General features: G+C 65.9%; 18 protein-coding genes. 1 reads left to right on the top strand and 17 read right to left on the bottom strand.

Annotated elements, in window-relative coordinates; translation table 11 throughout:
• On the top strand, positions 1-789 hold a 789-nt coding region (locus VGM71_RS01700; RefSeq protein WP_331542045.1), incomplete at its 5' end, for an ISL3 family transposase.
• A gap of 3 nt (positions 790-792) precedes the next feature.
• On the opposite strand, the gene VGM71_RS01695 is transcribed toward VGM71_RS01700, so the two are convergent.
• From VGM71_RS01695 to VGM71_RS01615, 17 genes are all read right to left on the bottom strand, one after another.
• Positions 793-1,224, bottom strand: a complete 432-nt coding sequence (locus VGM71_RS01695; RefSeq protein WP_331542044.1) for a hypothetical protein — start codon at positions 1,222-1,224, stop codon at positions 793-795.
• 125 nt (positions 1,225-1,349) lie between these two features.
• Entirely contained in the window at positions 1,350-2,633 is a 1,284-nt protein-coding gene (locus VGM71_RS01690; RefSeq protein ID WP_331542043.1) for a threonine/serine ThrE exporter family protein, read from the bottom strand.
• A complete protein-coding gene (locus VGM71_RS01685) occupies positions 2,626-3,081 on the bottom strand; it encodes an NfeD family protein (RefSeq protein WP_331542042.1) in 456 nt (151 codons plus the stop codon). Before VGM71_RS01685 ends, VGM71_RS01690 begins: the two co-directional genes overlap by 8 nt.
• Positions 3,082-3,085: 4 nt before the next feature.
• Positions 3,086-4,045 carry an SPFH domain-containing protein gene (locus tag VGM71_RS01680; RefSeq protein WP_331542041.1) on the bottom strand — a complete coding sequence of 320 codons (960 nt, stop codon included), beginning with the start codon at positions 4,043-4,045 and terminating at the stop codon, positions 3,086-3,088.
• 49 nt (positions 4,046-4,094) lie between these two features.
• On the bottom strand, positions 4,095-5,486 hold the full coding sequence (locus VGM71_RS01675; RefSeq protein WP_331542040.1) for a sensor histidine kinase: 1,392 nt from the start codon (positions 5,484-5,486) through the stop codon (positions 4,095-4,097).
• Between the two features lie 13 nt (positions 5,487-5,499).
• Complete coding sequence (locus VGM71_RS01670) at positions 5,500-6,834, bottom strand: sigma-54 dependent transcriptional regulator (protein ID WP_331542046.1); 1,335 nt, start codon at positions 6,832-6,834, stop codon at positions 5,500-5,502.
• Positions 6,835-6,909: 75 nt separating this feature from the next.
• The gene (locus VGM71_RS01665) at positions 6,910-8,127 is read right to left on the bottom strand and encodes an ABC transporter permease (protein ID WP_331542039.1); all 1,218 of its coding nucleotides are present in this window, start codon (positions 8,125-8,127) and stop codon (positions 6,910-6,912) included.
• A 4-nt stretch (positions 8,128-8,131) separates the two neighbouring features.
• Complete coding sequence (locus VGM71_RS01660) at positions 8,132-9,433, bottom strand: ABC transporter permease (RefSeq protein ID WP_331542038.1); 1,302 nt, start codon at positions 9,431-9,433, stop codon at positions 8,132-8,134.
• A 20-nt stretch (positions 9,434-9,453) separates the two neighbouring features.
• Entirely contained in the window at positions 9,454-10,668 is a 1,215-nt protein-coding gene (locus VGM71_RS01655; protein WP_331542036.1) for an ABC transporter permease, read from the bottom strand.
• A gap of 10 nt (positions 10,669-10,678) precedes the next feature.
• Positions 10,679-11,986, bottom strand: a complete 1,308-nt coding sequence (locus tag VGM71_RS01650) for an ABC transporter permease (protein WP_331542035.1) — start codon at positions 11,984-11,986, stop codon at positions 10,679-10,681.
• Positions 11,987-12,012: 26 nt separating this feature from the next.
• A complete protein-coding gene (locus tag VGM71_RS01645; RefSeq protein WP_331542034.1) occupies positions 12,013-12,723 on the bottom strand; it encodes an ABC transporter ATP-binding protein in 711 nt (236 codons plus the stop codon).
• 14 nt (positions 12,724-12,737) lie between these two features.
• Positions 12,738-14,015, bottom strand: coding sequence for an efflux RND transporter periplasmic adaptor subunit (locus VGM71_RS01640; RefSeq protein WP_331542033.1), 1,278 nt, complete (start codon positions 14,013-14,015; stop codon positions 12,738-12,740).
• 254 nt (positions 14,016-14,269) lie between these two features.
• On the bottom strand, positions 14,270-14,830 hold the full coding sequence (locus tag VGM71_RS01635; protein WP_331542032.1) for a hypothetical protein: 561 nt from the start codon (positions 14,828-14,830) through the stop codon (positions 14,270-14,272).
• 91 nt (positions 14,831-14,921) lie between these two features.
• On the bottom strand, positions 14,922-15,119 hold the full coding sequence (gene hemP / locus VGM71_RS01630) for a hemin uptake protein HemP (protein ID WP_331542031.1): 198 nt from the start codon (positions 15,117-15,119) through the stop codon (positions 14,922-14,924).
• A gap of 56 nt (positions 15,120-15,175) precedes the next feature.
• The gene (locus VGM71_RS01625) at positions 15,176-15,646 is read right to left on the bottom strand and encodes a chemotaxis protein CheW (protein WP_331542030.1); all 471 of its coding nucleotides are present in this window, start codon (positions 15,644-15,646) and stop codon (positions 15,176-15,178) included.
• Positions 15,643-17,349: a chemotaxis protein CheB gene (locus tag VGM71_RS01620; protein WP_331542029.1), complete on the bottom strand. Its 1,707-nt coding sequence runs from the start codon at positions 17,347-17,349 to the stop codon at positions 15,643-15,645. The genes VGM71_RS01625 and VGM71_RS01620 overlap by 4 nt, the downstream gene beginning before the upstream one ends.
• Positions 17,342-23,212, bottom strand: coding sequence for an Hpt domain-containing protein (locus VGM71_RS01615; RefSeq protein WP_331542028.1), 5,871 nt, complete (start codon positions 23,210-23,212; stop codon positions 17,342-17,344). The genes VGM71_RS01620 and VGM71_RS01615 overlap by 8 nt, the downstream gene beginning before the upstream one ends.
• Positions 23,213-23,215: the final 3 nt, after the last annotated feature.

Raw genomic sequence — 23,215 nt, 5'->3', positions numbered from 1 at the left:
CACCGGATCAGCGCGGACGAACGCAGTGCGCGCAAGGGGCAGCGCTTCCTGACGCTGTTCTGTGACCTGGACGCACGCCGCTTGCTGTTTGCCACGCAAGGGCGGGATGCGGCCACCTTCAAGGCGTTCGCGGCGGACTTGGCGGCCCACGGCGGTGACGCCGAGACGATCACCGACGTCAGCTTGGACATGGGCGCCGCCTACCATGCCGGCGCGCGTGGGCACTGCCCCAACGCCACGGTCAGCGTCGATCCCTTCCATGTCGTGGCACTGACCAACGAAGCACTGGATCAGGTGCGCCGCGCGGAGGTCAAGCAGGTCGGCGATCTCAAGGGCATCCGTTGGGGGACGCTCAAGGACGCGGCGTCCTGGACGCGCACGCAGGTCGCGCAGATGCACTGGCTGCAACGTACGAACCTGAAGACGGCACGCGCCTGGCGGCTTAAGCAGGCCTTGCGCAAGGTGTTCGCTGGCGGCACCGGCATCGCGCACGCCACGGTGCTGCTGGACGCCTGGCTGAGCTGGGCACGGCGCTGCCGCCTGGCGCCCTTCAAACGACTGGCGGCCACGCTCAAGAAGCATCGGGACGGCATCCTCGAACACTTCCGCTCCGGCTTGAGCAATGGTTTTGCCGAGGCCATCAACGGGCGTCTCCAGGCCGCCAAGGCACGGGCCAAGGGCTACGGCACTGATGACCACCTCATCACCATCAGCTACCTGATCTGCGCCAACCTCAGGCATCTACCGAAGAATCCCTGGCTCGACCCCGATCAACAGACCGCGGCCTGAAGGTCAACCACACGGATCGAGAGAGAGCCGGTTTTCCTCACGCAAGTCGTCCTGCAACTTCTCCCGTTTGATCTTGAGCTGAGAGGCGGTGACTTCATGGTAGCCGCCGTATTCGGCACTCCCTTGTTCCGCAGTGACTTCTAGCAAGGGCTGCCCGGCCGTAACTGCATCGCCTTCATGGACGAACGTGTGCGTGACGACACCCGCAGCGGGCGGAACAATCGTCAGCAATCCACTGCTGGGAGCTAATCTCCCCTCAGAACGAACTCGCCGCGTGTAATGACCACAAACCGTGAAGGCGACGATAGCAACGACGACTGCGGAGGCATAGCCGAAAAACAGCCAGCCCATCCGTGGCGGACTTACCCTGATGCTCCCAAGCCAATCCTTTTGTCGCGCCGCAATAACTTCCGGTCGAAACAGCGTCTCCGTCATCCTTGCCCCTTCGTCGATCTGCCCTTTCCCGACTTGCTCTGTCTTCTACTAGACTCGGCCACCCACCCTTCCATCCCCAGAAGGCTGTCATGACATTGCAATCCATGACAGGCAGTTGTCAAGTGTCAAAGCGAACGGCGCGGTGCCACGATCAAGTCGCCGAACAACAGGCCGGCCACCAGCGATACCAGCAGCGTAATACCTAGAAGTCCCGTATCCATGCCCAGCGAGGCATCGCGATCGAGCAGGTAGGACACGCTTCGGAAACTCACCGATCCCGGCACCAGCAGGATGATGCCCGGTTCGCGCACCACCGCTCCCGGCATGTGTGCATAACGTGCGTAGACATTGCTGAGCGAGCCGAGCAACACACCCCCCACAAACACGCCAAAGGGTGCGCCGGGCAAGGAGCCGGAAATACTGCCGCCCCAGGTGGTAGCGAGATAGCCGAGTACTACCGACGCCATCACGACGAGCCAGGTGCGCGGCGCGGCACGAAACAGGATGGCGAATGAAAACGCGCCGAGGATCAGTGAGGGCCAGTCGGCCCAGCCGGGAAGCGGCGGCAGCGAGTAATTGCGCGGCATGATGCCGAAGGCTTCACACAGCTGGCTCGCCGCGACCGTGCCGAAGGTGAGCTTGAGCAGCGTTGCTATCGCACCGCCCATGCGGGCCACGCCGGAAACGAGGTGCTGGCTGGAAATTTCTCGCACGGCCGTCGTGAGCGCCATGCCGGGCAGGAGCACGATGAGGCTGCCAAGGATCACGGACTTCAGCGCAAGAGGCACGATGTACGCGCTGACGATGGTGGCGATGGCCGTGGCGACCATCGCGCTGATGGCCTCGCTCGCGGCCGTGAGTTGGGGACGCCCGCCCGAAGCGATCGTGATGAGTCCGATGATCACGCCAATGACGCCCGCCGTGACCAGATCGGGCCATGCACTGTGCAGCAGCAGCGCCACGACGCTGGCCGCGCAAAGGCCATAGCTGGCGATGACGCCCAACTGGGCGCGGAACGTGTCTGGCGCACCGAGCTTGCGCAGGAGGTAAAACCCTTCGCGCAATTCCATCTGCCCGTCGATCACGGCATCGGCGATGCGATCGGCTTCAACCAGGCGCCCCAGGTTCACGTCGCCGGGTGGAAGACGCATCACCTGAGTGACCTGCGCAACGCTTTCCTCGCCTTGCCCCAGGTCGGCGAACGAGACGATGATCGCGGTCGGACTGGACCAGACGTCCGCCGTCAGGCCAAGCCGTTGCGCCGAGCGGCCGATGGCGGTTTCCAGTCGCGGTGCCGTGGTGCCGTATTGGTGCAGCCGGCGCGCCAGCTCGGTGAGGAAGGCGATGCGGGTGTTGATCGCCGTGGTGGCGAAGCTCACCGGTACCGTCAACGGCGCGCCTTCAGCCAACGTCCACCGCCTTCACCACGCGCAGGGTCGTGCCGTCGATACCCACCACCTCCACCATGGCGCCCAGCGGAAGGTCTGGCCCCGTGACGAGCCATGCACCGTCACCGACCTTCGCCTTGCCGCGGCCGTTGAGAATGGGCTCGCACAATATGTAGCGCTGTCCGATGAGCTGTTCGCCGCGCCGGTTGAGTCGTTCGTTGCCGGGCGGGATGCGGTCCAGACGCGGCCGCACCAACTTCCAGTAGGCGAAGCAGGAAAGGAACGCGAATACGGCGAAGACGAGCGCCTGGGCCAGCGCGCCCATGTCGGGTACCAGCAACAGGACGACGCCCATGGCCGCCGCGGCGATGCCGATCCACAGCATGAAATAGCCGGGAAGGATCACCTCGCCGCCGATGAGCAGCAGCGCGACGATCCACCAGAGATAATGCGTGGCGACCTGTTCCATGGCGTCAGCGCGGAAGTGGCGGCGTGCGGCCGGACGACGTGTCCGGGGCCCGCTGCTGTGCGGCGAGCGAGTCTTTCGCCAGTTCGGCGATGCCGGCCAGCGAACCGAGGATGCCGGTAGCCTCGATGGGGAGCAGCAGGGTCTTCTGGTTCGGGGACTTCGCCATTTCTTTCAGCGCCTCAACATAGTTGTTGGCGACGAAGTAGTTAAGCGCGTTGACGCTGCCCCCCGCGATGGCCTGCGAAACCATGGTGGTGGCCTTGGCTTCCGCTTCGGCGAGGCGCTCGCGCGCCTCGGCTTCACGGAACGCGGCCTCCTTCTTGCCTTCGGCCTCCAGGATGGCGGACTGCTTTTCGCCGTCGGCCTTGAGGATGGCCGCCTGGCGGAAACCTTCGGCGTCGAGGATGTTCGCGCGCTTCTCGCGCTCGGCCTTCATCTGCCGCGCCATGGCATCGACGAGATCGCGCGGCGGCGAAATGTCCTTGATCTCGATGCGGGTGACCTTGACGCCCCAGGGATGGGTGGCTTCGTCGATCACGCCCAGCAGCTTCGCGTTGATCGCGTCGCGCTGGCTCAGGCTTTCGTCCAGGTCCATGGAGCCCAGCACCGTACGGATGTTGGTCATGATGAGCGCGAGCGCCGCGGTTTCGAGGTTTGCCACTTCATAGGCGGCCTTGGCGGCATCCAGCACCTGGTAGAACACCACGCCGTCGACGCGGACCACGGCGTTGTCCTTGGTGATGACGTCCTGAGAAGGGACGTCGAGCACCTGCTCCATCATGTTGATCTTACGGCCGACCGCGTAAACGAACGGGATGAGGAAGTGCAGCCCGGGCGTGAGCGTGCCCGTGTATTTGCCGAACATTTCCACCGTCCATTCGTAGCCCTGCGGCACGATGCGGATCAGCTTGGCCAGTACGACGACGACGACCACCACGACGACCAGCGCAACAATACTTCCCATGGCCTGATTTCCCTCTCCCGGTATGTTTCCGGAGTATAGGCGAAGCGCCTCAGGGCGAACCGGCGGGCAGGACCAGGGTGACACGCAGGCCACCGCCGTCGCGGTTCGCCAGTGCGATGCGGCCGCCGTGCGCCTCAGAAATTTCGCGCGCCAGGGCCAGTCCCAGCCCGGTACCCGAGCGTTTGGTGGAATAAAAGGGCAGCAGCGCCTGGGCCAGCACGGTTTCGCTCATGCCCGGGCCGTGGTCGGCCACCTCGATCAACATGTCGCGGCCCACGTGGTGCACGGCAAGGGTCACCTCTTCCGGATCGCCGCCGGCCTCGTGCGCGTTCTTGATCAGGTTGATCAGCACCTGCTCCACCTGGGTCGGATCGAACCAGCCGGGCTGCTTTGGCACCGGCGCCGCGAGGCGGAACTTCGCATGCAGGGCGAGCGCATCGAGGAAGCCCTCCCAGCCCACCTCCTTCGACTGCGGCGTGGGTAGCTTGGCGAAGCTGGCGTAACCGGCGATGAAACTGTGCAGATGTTTCGCGCGGTCGCCAATGGAGGCGAACACGCCGGGAAGTCTGGCAAGATCGCCGCGGCGAGCCAGTTCCGCGCCCGAATGGGACAGCGACGAGATGGGTGCGAGCGAGTTGTTGAGCTCGTGGCTGATGACCCGGATCACCCGCTTCCAGGTGTGCACTTCCTGTCGCGACAATTCACGGGTCATGCGACGGTACAACTGCAGGCGGTGCGGCCGTCCTTGCAGGCGAAAGCCGCGCTGGGACAGGTGGAAGGTTTCCTCGCTGCCGTCCATGTCGACGGAGAACAACGCATCTTCCCCGCCCTTGGCCGCCTCGCGCAGGCTTTCCGGCATGGTGGCGAGCACGTCGTGGAAGTCCAGGCCGGCCAGCGCCCTGCCCTCATTGAACAAGTGGCGGGCGGCGATGTTGGCATAGGTGATCTTGCCGGCCGTATCGGTGAGCACGAGCGCGACCGGCGTGTTCTGCACCACGGTGTCCAGCAGCAGTTCTCGCTGGGCGAGGTGCTGGCGCTGGTCGCGCAGGGTCTGGCCCAGCGTGTTGTGCATGCGGATCAGGTCGCCCAGCTCGTCGCGCCGGGTGGTGCCGATGGACATGCTGAAGTCGCCATCGCGGTAGCTGGCCACGGCGCTCTCCAGGGCACGCATCAGCCGGCGCAGAGGCTCCACCAGCGCATGGGCGACCCAGGCCGACAGCGGCAGCAGCACCAGCAGGCAAATCAGTAGCGCGGTGCCGCCATCGAAGTTCTCGATCGGAGGCGCCGGCGGCAGCTTGCCGGCCTTGTCCGGCACCTCGCGCATCCAGGTCAGCAACTGGGGGAATGGCCAGATGTAGACGCCGGCGAACACCAGCGCGCCGACGATGGCGGAACCGGCAACGACCAGGGTCATCCGGCCTTCGAGGGAAATGGTCTTCATGGCGCTGAACGTATCAGACTGCCAGTCCGTACCGCTCCATGCGCCTGTACAACGCCTGCCGTGAGAGCCCCAGGTTGCTGGCCGCGCGGCTCACCACGCCACCGGCCGAGGCGAGCGCGGCTTCCACCGACTCGCGGCTGGGTTCGTCCAGGTTACGCGTGACGTTGGCCGCCGGCGGCGGCAGGTTCAGGTGCGCCGGTTCGATGCGGCCGTCCGCGGCCAGCAGCGCGGCGCGAGCGATGGCATTCTTCAGTTCGCGCACGTTACCGGGCCACGAATGCGCCAGCAGGGCCTCGCGCGCGTCCTCGCTGAGCGTGGCCTTTCCGTCGAGGAAGAACTCGGCCAGCGGCAGGATGTCGTCGCAGCGTTCCGACAGCGGCGGCAGGTTCACGTCGATCACGTTGAGGCGGTAATAGAGGTCTTCACGGAATGTGCCCGCGGCGATCATCGCCTTGAGGTCGGCGTTCGTGGCGCTGACGACGCGCACCTTCGCGTGCCGCGTGCGGCCGGAGCCGAGGCGTTCGAACTGCCCGCTTTCGAGCACGCGCAGCAGCTTCATCTGGCCCGGCAACGGCAGGTTGCCGATCTCATCGAGGAAAAGCGTGCCGCCATCGGCCATCTCGAAGCGGCCTTCGCGCGCCTTGTTCGCGCCGGTGTAGGCCCCTGCCTCGGCACCAAACAGTTCGGCTTCGATGAGTTCGCCCGGCAGCGCGCCGCAGTTCACGGCCACGAAGGGGCCCCGGCGTACCGCCGAGTTGGCGTGGACGATGGCGGCGATGCGCTCCTTGCCCGCGCCGTTGGGCCCCGTGATGAGCACCGGCACGTCCGATCGGGCGACCTGGCAGGCCAGTTCGATGGTGCGGCCCATGGCCTCGGAGGCGAAGACCAGGCCTTCGAGTTCGTAGCGGCTCTCGAGCACTTCGCGCCGGCGGCGGCGCTCGACCCGTGCACGGGTCACTTCACGGGTGGATTCGGACAGCTCGAGCAGGTTCTCGACCGTCGCCAGCAGCTTGATGTCGTCCCACGGCTTGGCGAGGTAGTCGGCGGCACCCGCCTTCACCAGTTCCACCGCCGCCTCGAGGTGGGTCCACGCTGTGAGCAGGATCACCGGCAGGTCGGAATACCGGGCGCGGATCGCCTTGAACAAGGCCGCGCCTTCCTCGCCCGAGGTGGTATCGGCCGTGAAATTCATGTCCTGGACGACCACGTCGACGCGCTCGCGGGCCAGGGTCGCCAGCCCGTCCTCGGGCGTGAGGGCCACGAGCGGACGGATATCACGCAGGCTGAGAGCGAGCGAAAGCGCCTCGCCCACCGAAGGGTTGTCGTCGATGATCAGTACGCAGCGCATCGGGTCTCTTCGCATGCAGCCATGGATGCTTCCCCCGGCGAAAAGGTTGCTCCCCCGCCGGCACATTTTTCCATTCTAGCCACGGGTGGCTTCGACCGGGGGGACGGACGCCGCGCGCAAGGCCGGCGCGAGGACCGCGACCTGCCCGAGGAGCCAGAGCACGGCCGCGCCCACAGGCAGGTAAGCCAGCGGCAGGCGGGGCAGCTCGTAATGCATCATCAGCAGTGCGTTGATGCCGTAGGCCAGCATCATGCCGAGCACGATGCCCATGCTTGCGAGCAGGAAGTTCTCGGTCTGGAAGTAGCGCAGGATCGCGGTCCGGCTCGCGCCGAGGGCCCGTCTCACACCGATCTGGCGACGCCGCTGGGCCACCCAGAAACTCGCCAGTCCCACGATGCCGAGGGCGGTCACGATCAGCAAGGCCACCGACACCGACGTCAGCAAGACCGCCATGGCGCGGTCCGAGGCAAAGAAGCGCCCGCGGATCTCCGGGTACAGCCGTGCCTCGACCACCACACGACGTGGATCGATGGCCTTGAGAGCGGCGACCGCGTCCTTGAGCACCCGCGCCGATTCACCTTTGCGGGCACGCACGAAATAGCCGCCACCGTAGGCGGGGATCATCCGCCAGGGCAGGAGTACCGTGTTGTTCAATTCGTCGCGCGCCTTCGTCGACGCCGCAGGTAGCCGCTCGAGGAGTCCCACGACCCGCATCGTCTTGTCGCCCACCACGATCTGCTTCCCAAGTGCCGACTGCCCTGGGAAAAGATGTTGCGCCAGCGCGCTCGTGAGCATCGCAATGTTGCTTCCCGGTGCCTTGCCGGTGATGTTGTCGTCGATCCATACGTATTCATCGGGGCGAATGGCACGCCCGGCGACGACGCGCAGGCCAAGGGTTTCGACGAGCGATTCGCCGTAATAGACCGCCACGCTGGTGCCAGGCGATTTCTGTGCCGGATCCAGCTTCACTCCTGAATTCCAGGCGGATCCGCCAAACGGAAGCGAATTGCCGATGGTGACCGCCTCCACGCCGGGAACGGCGCGGATGGCAGCGAGGTCTGCCTCGGCACGGGCGTGGATGTCGGCACGTGGACCGATATCGGAGACGACGATGCGCATGAGCTGGTCTTCGGCAATGCCGCTGGGCGTGGTCATCCATCCCAGGCGGTCGCCAATGACGAACGTGGCATTGCAGACGATCGCGCAAGTCAGCGCGATCTGCAGCACCAGCAGGGTGGCGGTGAGCTTGTGCCGGCGCAGCGTCGATACGATGGGAAGAACGTCGAGGGACATGTCACTAGCTCTTCAATTGCAGGGCCGGCGCGATGCGGCAGGTCCGCCAGGCGGGTATGAGACCCGCCACAAGCGTGGCGACGACAGAAACCACGAAGGTGGTTCCAAGCATGGCAAAGTCGAGGTGCGCGAGTTGCGCGGTGGCACCGGGCTGCAGGCGCACCAGCGCCAACCCCGCCAAGGCCACACACAATCCGGCCAGGCCGCCGGCCACGCCGATCATTGCCGCCTCGGTAAGCAACTGGGCGAAGACGCTGCGCCGGGACGCACCCAGGGCACGCCTCACGCCCACCTCTCCGGCGCGACGCATGAATTTCGCCAGCATCAAGCCCACGGTGTTAACGAGACACACCACGAAGAAGCCAAACGCGAGCCAGACCTGCAGGCGCACGTCGCCAGGCACGACGCGCTGCTCGTCCAGGTACTGCATCACGTTGGGCAAGTCGATACGCGCCGGCCGTTCGAAGCGTCCCAGCGTCACTTGCTCGCGCGCATAGCCGTCGAGGAAGGCGCGATAGGAGGCCACGGACGCGGCATCGTCCAGTTGCACCCAGAACTGCAGCCACACGCAGGTCGCCGTTTCCATGCCGTCCTCGTCCGCGGAGCCGGGGCCCCAGCACTCGATCCCGCCGTTTCGCTTCAATTTCGCGGTACGCGCCGTACCCAACGGGACGAATACTTCCTCGCCCACGCTGTAGTTGCCGGTGTTGAGGTCGTAAAAATGCGGCACCGCGCGCCATGGCCGCAGCACGCCGACAATGCGCAGGTCCACGCCATCGACATGCAGCGTCCGTCCGACGCTGTTCTCGCCGTAGAACAGCCGATCGTTCAAGTCCGCGCCGATGACCGCCACGCGTGCACGCGCCTCGTCGTCGGCAACGCTCCAGCCCTGGCCATAGCGAAACGGCACGTCGAACATGGGGAAAAAGTCCGTCGTGGTGTACCGCGCCGGCACGATGAAGGGATCGACGCCGAGATCGTCGGACTGCACCGGCGCGGCACCCGCGACCATCAGCGCCTGGCGATGGGCACGGTGGGCGTGGAGCAGGTTCATGCCGTCGATCCAGGTGACCTGGGTCGGCAACTCTTCGGTCGGGTCGTATCCTTCCTTGTCGCGCGGATCCAGGCGCGGCATGAAGACCTTCCCGCTGCGCCCCGGCAGCGGATCGCCCGAAAGCACGTGCCATACCGTGAGTGTCGTCATGCTGGCCCCGATCCCAAGGGCGACGGCCACGATCATCAGGGCCGTGAGCGCCCTGCTTCGCCGGAGGCTGCGCAGGGCGAGTTCCACGTAGTAACCGAACATCGGGATTCCTTGGCCTGGCCTCAGACGCTGCGGGTGGCTTCGACTGGGGACACCCTGGACGCACGCAGTGCGGGGGCGAACACCGCGGCCTGGCCGAGGCCGAGCAGCATCACCACGCCGACGAAGACGTAGCTGACCGAAAGGCGCTGCATCTCGAACTGCGTGAGCATCCATTGGTTCATGCCCAACGCCAGAACGACACCTACGACGACACCGGCAAGTGCGATCAGGAAGTTCTCGGTCATGAAGTAGCTGAGGATGTCGATCTTGCGGGCACCCAGGGCGCGCCGCACGCCGATCTGCTTCCGGCGCTGCCCGACCCAGAAGCTCGACAGGCCCACGATGCCCGCGGCGGTGATCGCCAGCAGCACTGCGCAGACGATGCTCATGAGGGTCGCCATCCCGCGATCGGCCTCATAGGCATTGCTGCGGACCATCTCGAAGGTGCGTATGCCCGACTTCTCGGGAAACACGCGCATGCGATTCACGCCGTAGAGCGTGTTGGCGATATTGCGGTATACCGAATCCTGCTGGCCCGGCTTGGTGCGCACAAGGAAGTGTTGATAGCTGCTGTTGAACAGAAAGGGCATGATCGTCACGTTATCGATGAAGTCCGCGTCGATCCAGGGCACGGTGAGCTTTTCGACGATGCCGATGATCGTGGACGGTCGGCCCTTGATGTAATACACGGCCTTGCCGAGCGCATTCCCACCCGGGAAGAGCTTGTCGGCAAACGCCTTGGTCACGATCACCTGAGGCGGAGCCGGCCGCTGGTCGCGTTCGAACGAGGTGATCTCGCTGGCGGTGAAGTTACGTCCGGCGATAAGCTTCACCCCCAGCGTCGCCAGCGCATGTTCGTCGCCGAAATACAGTGCGCTCTGCACGCCGTCCTTCGTGGCATCGGGGTCTTTCTGCGCCGTTGTCGACCAGCCACCCCGCCGAAGCGGGAAGGCATTGGTTACGTAGGCATCCTCCACGCCAGGCATCGAGCGGATCGCCTGGATGTCCGTCTTCATCAACGGGAGATAGCTCGCCGGCGAGCCGACGTAGAGGTTCTGCACGGCGACGACATTGGACTCGTTCATGCCGGTCGTTCGGCTCACCCGCTCGACGCGCTCGTGCACGATGAATAGCGCATTGCAGACGATGGCGAGCGTCAGGGCGATCTGCAAGGCGATGAGGATGGTACCCGCCTTATGCCGGCGAAGTGCTGCCAGGATGGGTTTGATCTGCATGCTGTGATCCTCAGTTCGACTTCAGCTGCCACGCAGGCTGCACCTGAGCGGCGCGCCAGGTGGGATAGAACGCGGCGATGACCGATGCCCCGATCGCCACCAGGAGCGTGAGGGCCATCAGCGCCGGGTCCAGCGTGGCGAGTCGCGCGATCTCCTCGGGGAAGACCAGGCCGACTCCGAGCACGCCGACTCCCGTGAGCAGCAAGCCAAGCACACCGCCGGCAATGCCGATCGTCCCCGCTTCGATGAGGAACTGTGCGTAGATGTCCCGGCGCGACGCGCCCAGGGCGCGGCGAACGCCGATTTCAGGCGCCCGACGCAGGAATTTCGCCAGCAGCAGCCCGACCGTGTTCACCAGGCAGATGATCAGGAAGCCGAGCGACACCATGAGCGATACCTGCGACTCGCGCGGCACGACCTTCTGTACCGACAGCCAGTCCATGACATTGCGCAGGCGGACGTTCGGCGCCCAGCTGAATCTTCCCGACCGCTGCATCTCCGCGGCATAACCCGTCAGGTACTCGCGATAGGATTGCGCGTCGGACCTGCTCGGCAATTCGGCCCACAGGGAAAGCCAGATGCATTCCGAGCGCAGGTAGTTCTCCCAGCCTTCGCCAGGGTCCTTCACGCAGTTGTTGTTGCCGTTGTTGGGAAGCTTGAGGTCCACTGCGCGGGTGAACGGCACATACACCGACGCAGCATCGTCGAAACCCTGCGTGTTGGGCACGTCGAAGAAGACCGGCTGAGGGGCCCAGTCCTTGATAACGCCGGTAATGCGGAACAGGTGTCCGTCCAGGTTCAACTGCTTGCCGACGCTGGGTCCGCCATTGAACAGCTTGTCGTTCAGCGACTTGCTGATGACGACCACGTCGGCATGCTTCTCGTCGTCGTCGAGGCTCCAACCCCGTCCCTGCAGGAAGGGCACGTCGAACATCGGGAAGAAGTCGGCACCCGTCGCATAAGCGCCCTGGCGCATTGGCAACCGGGAGGGATCTTCCGGAATCACCGACACGCCCACCGGGTAGCTGACGGTCTGCCGCTTGGCCTTGTGCGCACGCAGCAGTGCCGTCGCATCCCTGTAGCTCAATGCCGGCGGCGGCTCGCCGCTCTTGATGTTCTCGGGACCCCAGTTGTCGATCTGCACGTTGTAGAGCACATCGGACTTCTGCGGGATCGGATCGCGCGAGGTCGCTCGGAACACCGAGTAAGTAGTCATCGATGCGGCTACGCCGAACCCGATCGCCATCACCATCAGCGCGGTGAGCATCGGGTTGCGGCGCAGGCTGCGCAGTCCGAGTTGAAGGTAGTAACTGAACATGGGTGCCCCCGAGATTAGCGACGGGATCAGGAATGCGCGGTATGGGCGTGCGCGTGGAAGCGCGGCTCTTCCGCAAGGTCGACTACCTGGCCGTCGATCACGTGGACGTTGCGCTGCGCGCGGGCGGCCAGTTCCGGATCGTGCGTGACCATGACGATGGTGGCGCCTTCGCGATGGATCTCCTCGAGCAGCTCCATCACGCTGCGGGCCATCTGCGTATCGAGGTTGCCTGTGGGTTCGTCGGCCAGGAGCAGGCGCGGCGAGCCGGCCAGCGCACGGGCGATGGCCACGCGCTGCTGCTGGCCGCCGGAAAGTTCCGCCGGATAATGCTTGGCGCGCGAGGCAAGGCCCACGCGTTCCAGCGCATCCATGATGCGCTGCTTGCGCTCGGCGGCCTTCATGCCGCGATAGCGCAGCGGCACTTCCACGTTGTCGAACACGTTGAGGTCGGGAATCAGGTTGAAGGCCTGGAAGATGAAGCCGATCTTCTCGTTGCGGATGCGCGAGCGGGCGTTATCGTCGAGCTGGCTCACTTCCACGCCGTCGAGGTGGTAATGGCCACCGGTGAACGTTTCCAGCAGGCCCGCGATGGTCAGGAAGGTGGTCTTGCCCGAGCCCGAGGGACCGGTCACAGCGACAAACTCGCCTTCCTTCACATTGATGTTGAAGTCGCGCAAGGCGTAGGTCTCGACGACTTCCGTGCGGTAGACCTTGGCGAGATGGGTCATCTTGAGCATGGTTTTTCCCTCTATCAGCGGCTGATGGCGACGTGTTTCGCGTCGCCGAAGGTGTCGGCACCGGAGATGACGATCTTGTCGCCTTCCTTCAGGCCATCCAGGATTTCTACCTTGTCGATGCTGCTCGCGCCGACACGGATGTCACGGCGATCGGCCATGGCGTCGTTCACCACGTAGGCATAGCGGCCTGCGCTTTCGTCGACGAAGGAGCCGCGCTGCACGGTGAGCACGTTGTCGCGCTTGTCCATCAGGATACGCACGGACAGGCGCTGGCTCTGGCGCAGTTGCTTGGGCGTTTCGCCGTCGAAACGCAGGCGGGCGGACACCTCGCCATTCACCACTTCAGGCGACACGGCGCTGACCTTGCCGTCCCACTGCTTGCCGTTACCGCTGATTTCGCCCGGCATGCCGATGGCGAGGTCGCGGGCGAAGCTCTCCGGCACCTTCATTTCCACTTCCAGCGCGGAAAGGTCGATGACGCTGAGGAGCTGTGCATCCTTGGCCACCGTGGCGCGTTCGGCGATGAACAACTGGCCTACCTGGCCGTCCACCGGCGACTTCACGTTGAGGTCTTCCACCTGGCGCTCGAGGTCCTGCACCAGGTACACCTGGCGATCGTGGGCGAGCTTCTTTGCCTGCACGTCGAACGTGAGGCTGTCGTTGTCCATCGAGAGATCGGTCTTGGCATGCTTGGCGGTGATCTGCGCCTTGTCGAGCGTGGACTTGGCCTTGTCGACATCGGCCTGCGGCACCGCGCCTTTGCCGTAGGCGCTCTCGTAGCGATTCAGGTCGCGCTCGGCGGCAGTCTGGTCGATGGTGGCGTTATCGAAAGCCTTCTGAAGTTCGGAGCGCTTCTTCTTCGCGTCGATCTGCGCGCGCAGGTATTCCACTTCCATCGCGTCCGCAGCCGACTTTTCCTGGGACAGCTTGCTGGTCAGTTCGGGGCTGGTGATAACCGCCAGGACCTGCCCCTTCTTCACCACGTCGCCCGCGTGCACCTTCAGCACCACCGCACCGGAGGAGGCCGCGTACATGGTGGGGCTCACCGCCGCCACGACCTTGCCCTCGGCGGCGATGTCGCGGACGAAGGGACCACGCGTCACGGTGCCGAAATTCAGTCGAGAAGCGCTGACCGAGGTGTCCGCCGAGAACATCGTGGCCACGCGCGGCGCGGCAAGGGCGATGAGGGCCACCGCGGCGACGCCTCCTCCGATAAGGAGGAACTTGCGATTGCGAGCGCGGGTCGGGCGGACTTCGACGAGACGGTCCTGGGCGGAGGTGTCACGGATCATGGTGGATTCCCTGGTCTACTTGCCGGGATAGCCAGCAAGCGCCGTGCCAAGCCATGAAATACTTTCAGATCAAATATATAGCGTGGTCGCGCTAGGCCGAGGGGGTGTCCGCGGACAAAGTGTCCGGACACTGGAGAGTCCGGACACATAGGTAGGAACGCGCCCTGCGCGCGATCGCCCTTCGCCCCGTTTTCCACGTCTGCGCGCCAGCTCCGGGGCTCAGCCTCAAAACATGTCGCGCGCAAGGCGCGCTCCTACCCCAGGGTAGCGAGGGACTCGGAAACGGCAATAGCACGCGCCACGCCATGGCCTAGCGAGGAAATCGGTGCGTCGCGAGTACCAAGCACCGTGAAGCCGGCCATGCGCCGCCGGGTGAAACAGAGCACCCGCGCTCGGGAACCCCGCACCCAGTCGCGATCGGGCATGCGACACGCAGGCGGAAGCGCGGGCAGCGCACCCGCGAACAGCCCGTCCCAGGCGAGATAATCGGTGTCCGGCAGGAGGTATACGCGGCCGACGGTGTTGCCCTCCCCGTTCACGCAATCGATCCATTCGCGGGGCCCTTCGGCGGTCACCGCACCGCTGACGCCGACATGTCGCGTGCCCAGCAACGCCGCCAGCTCGGCCGATTCGACCAGGCAACCCAGCGGTTCGGCGACGTAAGGCAATGCGGCATGACGAGGCGCGAGATAGAGCACGCCACCCAGCTGGCCCAGGCCTTCGAACAGCGTGCGCGGCGATAGGGCCAGCCAGCGCGTGGTGGCGGTGGAGCGGGCGCGCGAATGCACGCCGAACGATGCGAGCCAGCCGAACATGGCGTCTCCCGGTGACGTGGGCGATGCGAGGATGCCTGGCTGGGCGGCCTGGGGAGACCCGCGTGGCTTGGCGTCGGGGAGAGGGTGACGCTTACTTGGTCAGGATGAGCTTGTCGTTACGCGTCAGGCGCAGGTGGTACTCGCTGCCCTGGTGCTCGATGACCAGCTCGCGCGAACCGTCCAGCAGGTTCCTGCTTTCGACCCGCCGGACAGCCATCGGGGCGGCACGAAGCGGCACGACCTTGTCGCGGTCGCCGTTGTCGTTCAGGGGAAGCGATCGAAGCAGCATGGTCTGACTCCGCAGGTTAGGGCGCGGAGTTGATGATAATGATTCTCAATTACAAGTCAAGCTGTCGCCAGCATTTCCGCCAGCGTGCCTTCGAGCTGCTCCAGGTCCGGAATGATCGCCGTATCGTCGCGGACCAGCACGCGGGCGCGGACGCCAAAAGGCAGGTCGTGGCCGTCGTGGGTCGGAAGCAAGAGTTCCGCGTTCAATGTGGTCAGGCGCGGAAAGCCGTGGGTAAGCACGGCGAGGTAAGGCATGGAAGGGTGCTGGCCCACCCCCTTCAGCACTGCGACGCGCGCGGCCTGCGGCGGTGCGTCCTCCGGAAGGCTCGCCACGTGGTCGAAGCTCAACAGAGGAATGCTCCAGCCGCGCCAGGCGATCTGGCCCAGCAGCCAGGACGGCGCATCGGCCACCGGCTCGACACCGGCAAGGGTGATTACTTCAGCCACCGCGGCATTCGGAAGCAACAGGCGGACGCCACCGCTGGGAATCAGGACGCAGCGGATTTCTCGCGGTAACGGCTCGCTCATGGAAGTTCCTCGATCAGTTTCTGTGCCAGCGCCCGCACGTCGCCGGCAAAGTCGGCCACCCGCTCCTCGCGGATGCCCGCCACCATGTGTCCCGCCTCCAGCTCCGGCGGCACGGTTTCGACCCATACCCGGCCGCCCGCGTCGTATACCGCCTGCGAACCGGCGACCGCGTCGTTGCCGCGGCCTGCGAAAACGATGGCCAGCACGTCGGCACCGAAGCCACCGGCAAGCGTGCTGAAGATGCCGTCGATCGACGGGCCGTTCGCGTTCGAGGAACTGCCATCGTCGCGCACCGTGACGCTGCCGTCGCGGCGGATCTGTACATGTGAGCCGCACGGCACGACGATACAGTCACCATGCACGGCATGGCTGCCATCGGTCGCGATACGCGCGCGTCCGAGACGTGTCGCAAAAGCCTGCGCATCCTCGTGATGGGCAACCACGAGCAACACGCCCGGTATACGCGCAGGAAGCGCGGCGAGGAAGGTAGCGATCGATGCCTCGCTCTCCTGCGTGCCGCCAAGCGCGATCACGCGGCGCACCGCGCGCGGCGCCGCCTCGAGGAACATCTCGTGCGCGAAATCGCCATCCGTACGCGGGGCGACCGCCTCTTCCATGGAAACCAGTTCCAGCGTGAAGCCCGACTCGAGACCGTGCGTGCCGTCGTCCACGACGTCGTGCGCGAGGTATTCCTTCGCGCTCATGGTTTCGATGCCGAATTCGGCCGGCTCGGCTCGAGGGGCGGACTCGACCACGATCGTGTCGTGATCGACCAGGTCCCACTCCGGCACCGGCGGAGGCACGTATTCAGTGGCGCGCGATTCGATCTGCACGGCAGGCATCGCCTCAGGCGCTTCGCCCGATCGCTCGTTGTCGTCAAGCGACGCGAGGCTGAAGCGGCCGGCATCGAATCCTTCTTCGGGTTGCGGCGCAGGCGCCGGCGCTTCTTCGACCACCTCGAAACCGGACAGGTCGAGGAAGGCCAGCTCGGTGAGTTCGACTGGCGTGGAAGGCACCGATTCGAGATCGTCGTCCGCCAACGGTCCCGAATCCGCCAGCAGGGCTTCGAGTTCCGCGGCCAATTCGGAAGGATCGGTGGGTTCGCCTTCCGCCACGGTGCCGTCCTCGGACAGCGCCGTCGAGAAGCTCAGTTCGTGGGTAACGCCTTCCGCCACGGCCGGCGTCTCGTCGGTGACGAAGTCATCCTGCGCGGGCATCGGCGTCTCCAGGTAGCCATGGCTACCGGTCATCGCCAGGTCGTCGACCAGCGGTTCGTCGAAGCTTTCCTCGGCCGGTGCGGCGACGCCCGCAAGCGCTACGACGCGCGGCTCGATGGCGCGCGCATCCTCGGGACGGGGCGGATCGAGTGCCATCTCCCCGACCAGTTTCGCGGCCAGGTGACGTGCCCAGCGGGCGCGGTCCCAGCCCTCGAGCTTGCGGCTCGCATCGGCATCGTTGAACACGAGGCGCGGGTGCCCGCCTTCGACGGTGTCGTACAGGCGGTCCAGGTCGTCGTCGCCCGGATCGTCCAGGTCGACAACGACCACGTTGGCCGAGGAGCCGACAAGCTCCGCCGGCGCGAACGAACGCAGGTCCGATTCGTAGACGATCCGCGCGCCCTGGGCGACGAGTGCTTCCCGCAGATGGGCGGAAAGGCTGGCATCGTCGAACAGCAGCGCGACGGTCGCCTCGCGATCAGCCATGGTGGGCTCCGAGCACGTCGTTGATCTGCACGATGAGGTCGTTCTCCTGGTACGGCTTGCCGATGTAGCGATCGACACCGATGTCGAACGCGCGCTGGCGATGCTTATCGCCGGTGCGTGAGGTGATCATGATGATCGGCACGCCGGCAAGGCGTTCGTCGGCCTTCATCTGCGTCGCCAGCTCGTAGCCGTCCATCCGCGGCATCTCGATGTCGAGCAGCATCAGGTCGGGCACGCGCTCGTTGAGTTTCTCGAGTGCATCCACGCCGTCCTTCGCCGTCATCACTTCGAACTCGTGACGCTCGAGCACGCGGCCGGTCACCTTGCGCATGGTGATCGAATCGTCGACCACCATCACCAGCGGCTTCACGCGGGTCTCGTCCTGTGCGCGTGGCGCATGCGGCACCAGGGCCTCTGCCTCGAAGGCGCGGCGCGCCACGCCGTGGCGGACCAGCGGTGCGAGATCGAGAATCATGAGCACCGAACCGTCGCCCATGATCGTCGCGCCGAGGATGCCCGGTACCGAGCTCACCTGGGGGCCAACCGGCTTGACCACGATTTCGCGCGAGCCGAGGACGGCGTCGACGCGGATCGCGGCGCGCAGATCGCCCGAGCGGGCGAGCAGCAGCGGGATGTCGCCTTCGTCCGGCGACGACACCACGTGCACGCCAAGCAACTGCGGGAGGTCGTGGATGCCGTATTCCTCGCCCAGGTAATCGAACCCGGGTTCGGCGTCAGCCATGCGATGGGCGAGTTCGTTGGGCGCCATGCGCGCCACGCCATGCACCGAAGTCATCGGAATGGCGAAGTTGGTTTCGCCGATCCGCACGATCAGGGCCTGGGTCACTGCGAGGGTGAACGGCAGGCGCATCACGAAGGTCGTACCGCTGCCCTTCTGCGATTCGATGCCGAGCGTGCCGCCGAGCTGCTTGATCTCGTTGGCCACCACGTCCATGCCCACGCCGCGCCCGGCCACCTGGGTGACCTTCTCCGCGGTGGAGAAACCCGGCACCTGGGTGAGCTGGTAGATCTGGTCGTCGGACACGCGGGCGTCGGCGCGCAGCAGGCCACGCTCGATGGCCTTGGCGCGGATCGCGTCGCGATCCATGCCGCCGCCATCGTCGGACAGGCGCACGACGACCTCGGTCGCCTCGCGCGATACCTGGATGCGCACCGTGCCTTCCGGGTTCTTGCCCGCGGCCTCGCGCGCCGCCGGCGCCTCGATGCCGTGCGCCACGGCGTTGCGCAGCATGTGCTCGAAAGGCGCCTTGATGCGGTCGAGCATGTTGCGGTCCATTTCGCCGTTGGCGCCCTCCACCACCAGCTGCGCGCGCTTGCCCACGTCGGAGGCAGCCTGGCGTAGCGTGCGGCGCAGGTTCGGCACCATGGCATCGAACGGCAGCATGCGCGTCTGCATGAGACCTTCCTGCAGCTCCGCGTTCACCCGCTGCTGCTGGAGCAGGAGGGTCTCGGATTGCCGGGTCAGCTCGTCAAGGATCGTCTGTAGCGAGACAAGATCGGACACCGACTCGGCCAGTGCTCGCGAGTACTGCTGCAACTGCGAGAAGCGGTCGAGTTCCAGTGGATCGAAGCTGGACAGGCCGGTATCGCGGTGTTCCTGGTGATAGCGCGCGATGATCTGCGCCTCGGTTTCGATCTCGAGCATGCGCAGCTGGCTGCGCAGGCGGCTGACCGTCTGCTCGTGCTCGGTGAGCGCCGAACGGAAACTGGCCGTCTGCTGTTCCAGGCGCGAGCGGTAGATCGACACCTCACCGGCGTGGTTCACCAGCGTGTCGAGCATGTCCGCTCGAACCCGGATCTGTTCCTGCGACGCGCGCTGGAGTTCCTCTTCCTCGAACTCCGGAAGGAGTGCGGGAAGATCGCGTTCGAGAACGGACGCCGCATGAGGCTCGGCTTCCGCGGGCTGTTCGAACGCGGGCGCATGCTCGATGATCGCGGCCTCGCGTTCTTCGCGATACGCGTCGGCCGTGAGGGTGTCGGGTGCGATCGGCGAGCCCGCCAGGCGCGCGAACGGCTCGATGTCGGCGTCGGTAAGGGAGATCGGCTTGCCCAGTGCGATGAATTGCACCATGCCGTGCAGGCGGTCGAAACCGGCCTCCGTCGCCTCGATGGCAGGGCGGTCGCCCTCGCGCTGGCCACCCGCCACCGCGTCGAGCAGCGCTTCCATCGCGTGCGACAAGTCGCCGACCGCTGAGATGCCGGCCATGCGTGCGCTGCCCTTCAGCGTGTGCAGGTCACGTTGCAGTGCGGCCACGTGCTCCGGCTGCTCGGGCTCGGCACGCCAGGCGGCGAGCGCGGCGTCTGCATGGTCCAGGATCTCGCGGCCTTCCTCGACGAACACCTCGAGCAGGTCCGGATCGATATCGGCATAAGGCGACAGTTCCGGCGCGAGTGTGGGACCGGGCTCGTCCACCGGCGTGTGCACGGGTAGCGCGAGTGGCTCGTGCGACTGGTCCTCGATGAAGACCGGCTCGTTCGCAACAACCGGTTCTTCCGGCACGTCACTGCCATGCGACGTCAGCAGCGGCAACGCAACCTCTTCGGCGACTACCGGTGACGCGGCACTTTCGATCTCACCCAGCAGCGAACGCCACGCGGCGTCTTCTTCGGCGTCGTATGCCAGTATGGGCCGGACTTCGCCTTCGGGCTTCTCGATCGCGGGTGTTTCGATCTCGAAGTCCTCGATCGAGGCCAGCAACTCCGCGGTGAATTCGTCGCTGGAAGCGATCGGTTCCACCGGCACCTGCTCGATACGCGGCAGTTCGCCCTCTTCCGCCAACTCGTCGTCGAGCGGCAGTGGATCGGGCTCGTACAGGATATGGGCGACTGTCGCTTCCGGCTGTTCGTCTCGCAGCGCGGCGATGCGCGTGGCAAGCGCGTCCACGTCCGGAACGCGTGGATCGGGCGCGTCGAACTGGGCCATGACGTGATCGACCAGGTCGGCCGCTTCAGTGAGCACGGCCACGCCTTCTCGCCTCAACGGCAAGCCCGTGGCACGCACGCGCTTGATCAGGCCTTCCAGCGGCGCCAGCACCTGGATCAGTACGGGGATGTCCACCATGCCGATCGCGCCGTGCAGCGTATGCACGGCGCGCAGCAGGGCATCGTCCACCGGCAGTTCGCCGTCCCCCGCCGTGGCGAGGGTGGCACGGATGACGGTGAGGTACTGCGCCACTTCCGCGCGCAGGATGTCGAGCAGCACCGCATCCACTGGCGGCAGCGGCGGCGCGACGTAGACAGGATCGGCGGCGTCCATGGCGTCGGCCGGCGCGGCGTGGCCGAGTGCCGCGGTTTCCGGCGTTTCCACCGGCGGCTGGCCATAGGCGGCGAAGCCGGCGGTCGGTACCGCCGCGATGGTATCGCGCGGCACGCGGCGCTTGACCTTGCTGCGCACGCGATGGATGGAGTTGCGCGCCACGTCTTCGACGAACGCCATGTCGCCCATGGCCAGGCGATCGGCTGTTTCCATGATCGCGGCAATCGGCGCGGCCGGCGTGGCATCGCCCTCCAGCGCGGCCCTGAGTTGCGGCAGCGCTTCGACGGCATGGCGCACCAGCGCCTGCGCGCCTTCGTGCGGCGCGATCGAACCGTCGAGCACGCGGTTGAGCATGTTCTCCACCTTCCAGGAGAACTCGCCCAGCAGGCGCGCCCCCACCAGTCGGCCGGAGCCCTTCAGGGTGTGGAAGGAACGGCGGATCGGCACCAGCGCATCGCTGCGCTCCGGCTCGGCGAGCCAGTGCCCCAGCGCGGCGCGCAGGTTACCGATCTCTTCCTCGGTTTCCTCGAGGAATATCTCGCGGATCTCATCGTCGATGCCGTCGACCGTGATCTGGAAGCCCGCGAACTCGGCCATGCCGGAACCGCCGACTTCCTGCTCGACCTCTTCCTCTATCTCTACCCAGTCTTCTTCGCCGGCGGATGCCTCCGCGGCGACGGGAACAGAAAGCCCGGTGACGACTTCATCCTGCGCGGGCGGTTCGTCCACGAGGTCGAAGCTGTCGGCGAAGCTGGCCACGGTTTCGCCGGCGTCGGCGCTCGTCGCAGGTACCGCGATGTGTTCGATGGCGGCAGCCTCGATGTCCTCGAGGGCCGCGTCGCCAAGGGCTTCCCCATCGCCTTCCGCATCGCCCGGCACGGGCCAGTAACCCAGTTCGGCCAGGCTCTGCTGGGTGACGTCGAGGATGTGTTCCAGGCCGCCGCGATGCTCGCGTGCCGCCTCGAGGTAATACTCGAGCGCGGCCAGCGCATCGGCGAGACGATCCATCTGCGTGCCATTGGGCACGCGGCGATCGCCGAGCAGTTCGCGGTGGATGAACAGGCCGATGCCGTCGGCGAGTTCGGCCGGACGGCTGGCGCCGAGCATGCGCATCGCGCCGCCGATCTCGGCCATCTGCGCCGGGGCACCGGCGAGCTGGTCGTGGTCCCAGGAGGATTCGACGAAGCCGACGATCGACTCCTTCACCTTGGCGGTATTGGCGGTCGCTTCGCGCATCAGCGTGGAAAGGATATGCCGCGCCTCGCTGCGCGGCAGGGGCGACGGGCCGAGTTCGCTTGGCGGTGGCACGTCGCCGTCCGCGCCCAGGCGCTCGATATGGTCGTCGAGCGAGGCTTCCACGTAGAGCAGCGCGCCCGCGACGTCGAGCAGCGATTCCTCGTCCGGCTCGCGCGTGCCGGTGGCGATTTCGCCCAGGATCCGCCGCTGTTCGCCGACGACACGACGCGGCACGCCCAGGGCGAGCATGCCCAGCGTATCGCCGACGCGGTCGAGCACTTCGGTTTGCTGGCCCAGCTGGGCCGGATCGCCATCGGGACGGCGCAGGAACAGGTCGAGCGATTCCTTCACCCGCAGCAGGTCGTCCTTGATCGCTGCCGACACGGTGTCGAGCAGGGCGCGGTTGTGCCCGGACATCGAACCACGGGCGTGCTCCAGTTCCGAAGCCTGCGGCAGCAGGCCTTCGAGGCGGTAGGTCTGGCGCAGTTCCTCGATACGCTCGCTGCCCGGCTTGGCCTGGGCCACGTAATAAAGCAGTTTGCGCGCGAGTTCATCGGCATCGCCGTTGAGCAGCGCTTCTTCGCCGCCATCGACCAGTTCGCGAATTGAGCGGTCCACGCGGCCAATCAGCTGGCGCACGTCCTTCTCGTGCGCGCGCAGCACGCCGCGCTCCAGGCCTTCGAGCACGCCCGCGGCGATCCACCACAGGCGGCGGCCGGCAATGCTGTAACAACGCGCGGCGATGCTGTCGAGCGTGGCGCGCATGCCGAGCAACTGGCGCTCGTTGCCCTGGCCGCGGAACCACGCCAGCAACTGCTGCTGGAAGCGAACGCGCAGTTCGGCAAGTTCGCGGCGCTGGGATTCGGCCACGGCCGGTTCGCTCGCACCGGGGGCCGTTGCCGGCAGCATGGTGTCGAGATTCGGCGTGAACAGTGCGGATTCATGCAGCGATTGCTCGCCGCGGCTTGCGCGCAGGTCGTTCAGCAGCGGCAGGAGCACGATGGGCACATCGCGATGGCCGCTCTGCAGGCGCTCGAGATAATCGGGCATCTGCATCATGCCGCGCATGAGCGCGGCGTAGGCATCGTCGCGCTGGGCAACGCGGTCGTCGATCAGCGCCGCGACCAGTTGCTCCATCTCGCCGACGACCATCGCGGCGCCGTAGAGCTCGACCATACGCAACGTGCCGTGCACCTGGTGCAGGTCGGCGGCGCAGGTGTGCATGACATAGGCGTCCCGCGAATCCTCAACGTACGACTCAAGGGCCTGGCGCGCCTTGGACAAGGCGTCGTCGAGCTCGGCCTTGACCCAGTGCAGTGTGGTGAAATCGGTATGGTCTTGGAGTCTCACTGC

The organism is Luteibacter sp. (assembly GCF_036499525.1).
Taxonomy (GTDB): domain Bacteria; phylum Pseudomonadota; class Gammaproteobacteria; order Xanthomonadales; family Rhodanobacteraceae; genus Luteibacter.
Note: the sequence above shows the minus strand (reverse complement) of the source record. Positions and strands in the feature narration are given on the sequence as shown.

Excerpts from the sequence above, each read along its gene's own strand:
- VGM71_RS01670 (WP_331542046.1), bottom strand. The coding sequence starts at position 6,834 with ATGCGCTGCGTACTGATCATCGACGACAACCCTTCGGTGGGCGAGGCG.
- VGM71_RS01695 (WP_331542044.1), bottom strand. The coding sequence starts at position 1,224 with ATGACGGAGACGCTGTTTCGACCGGAAGTTATTGCGGCGCGACAAAAG.
- VGM71_RS01645 (WP_331542034.1), bottom strand. The coding sequence starts at position 12,723 with ATGCTCAAGATGACCCATCTCGCCAAGGTCTACCGCACGGAAGTCGTC.
- VGM71_RS01665 (WP_331542039.1), bottom strand. The coding sequence starts at position 8,127 with ATGTCCCTCGACGTTCTTCCCATCGTATCGACGCTGCGCCGGCACAAG.
- VGM71_RS01650 (WP_331542035.1), bottom strand. The coding sequence starts at position 11,986 with ATGTTCAGTTACTACCTTCAACTCGGACTGCGCAGCCTGCGCCGCAAC.
- VGM71_RS01675 (WP_331542040.1), bottom strand. The coding sequence starts at position 5,486 with ATGAAGACCATTTCCCTCGAAGGCCGGATGACCCTGGTCGTTGCCGGT.
- VGM71_RS01625 (WP_331542030.1), bottom strand. The coding sequence starts at position 15,646 with ATGAGCGAGCCGTTACCGCGAGAAATCCGCTGCGTCCTGATTCCCAGC.
- VGM71_RS01635 (WP_331542032.1), bottom strand. The coding sequence starts at position 14,830 with ATGTTCGGCTGGCTCGCATCGTTCGGCGTGCATTCGCGCGCCCGCTCC.
- VGM71_RS01680 (WP_331542041.1), bottom strand. The coding sequence starts at position 4,045 with ATGGGAAGTATTGTTGCGCTGGTCGTCGTGGTGGTCGTCGTCGTCGTA.
- VGM71_RS01655 (WP_331542036.1), bottom strand. The coding sequence starts at position 10,668 with ATGCAGATCAAACCCATCCTGGCAGCACTTCGCCGGCATAAGGCGGGT.
- VGM71_RS01685 (WP_331542042.1), bottom strand. The coding sequence starts at position 3,081 with ATGGAACAGGTCGCCACGCATTATCTCTGGTGGATCGTCGCGCTGCTG.
- VGM71_RS01660 (WP_331542038.1), bottom strand. The coding sequence starts at position 9,433 with ATGTTCGGTTACTACGTGGAACTCGCCCTGCGCAGCCTCCGGCGAAGC.
- VGM71_RS01640 (WP_331542033.1), bottom strand. The coding sequence starts at position 14,015 with ATGATCCGTGACACCTCCGCCCAGGACCGTCTCGTCGAAGTCCGCCCG.
- hemP (WP_331542031.1), bottom strand. The coding sequence starts at position 15,119 with ATGCTGCTTCGATCGCTTCCCCTGAACGACAACGGCGACCGCGACAAG.
- VGM71_RS01620 (WP_331542029.1), bottom strand. The coding sequence starts at position 17,349 with ATGGCTGATCGCGAGGCGACCGTCGCGCTGCTGTTCGACGATGCCAGC.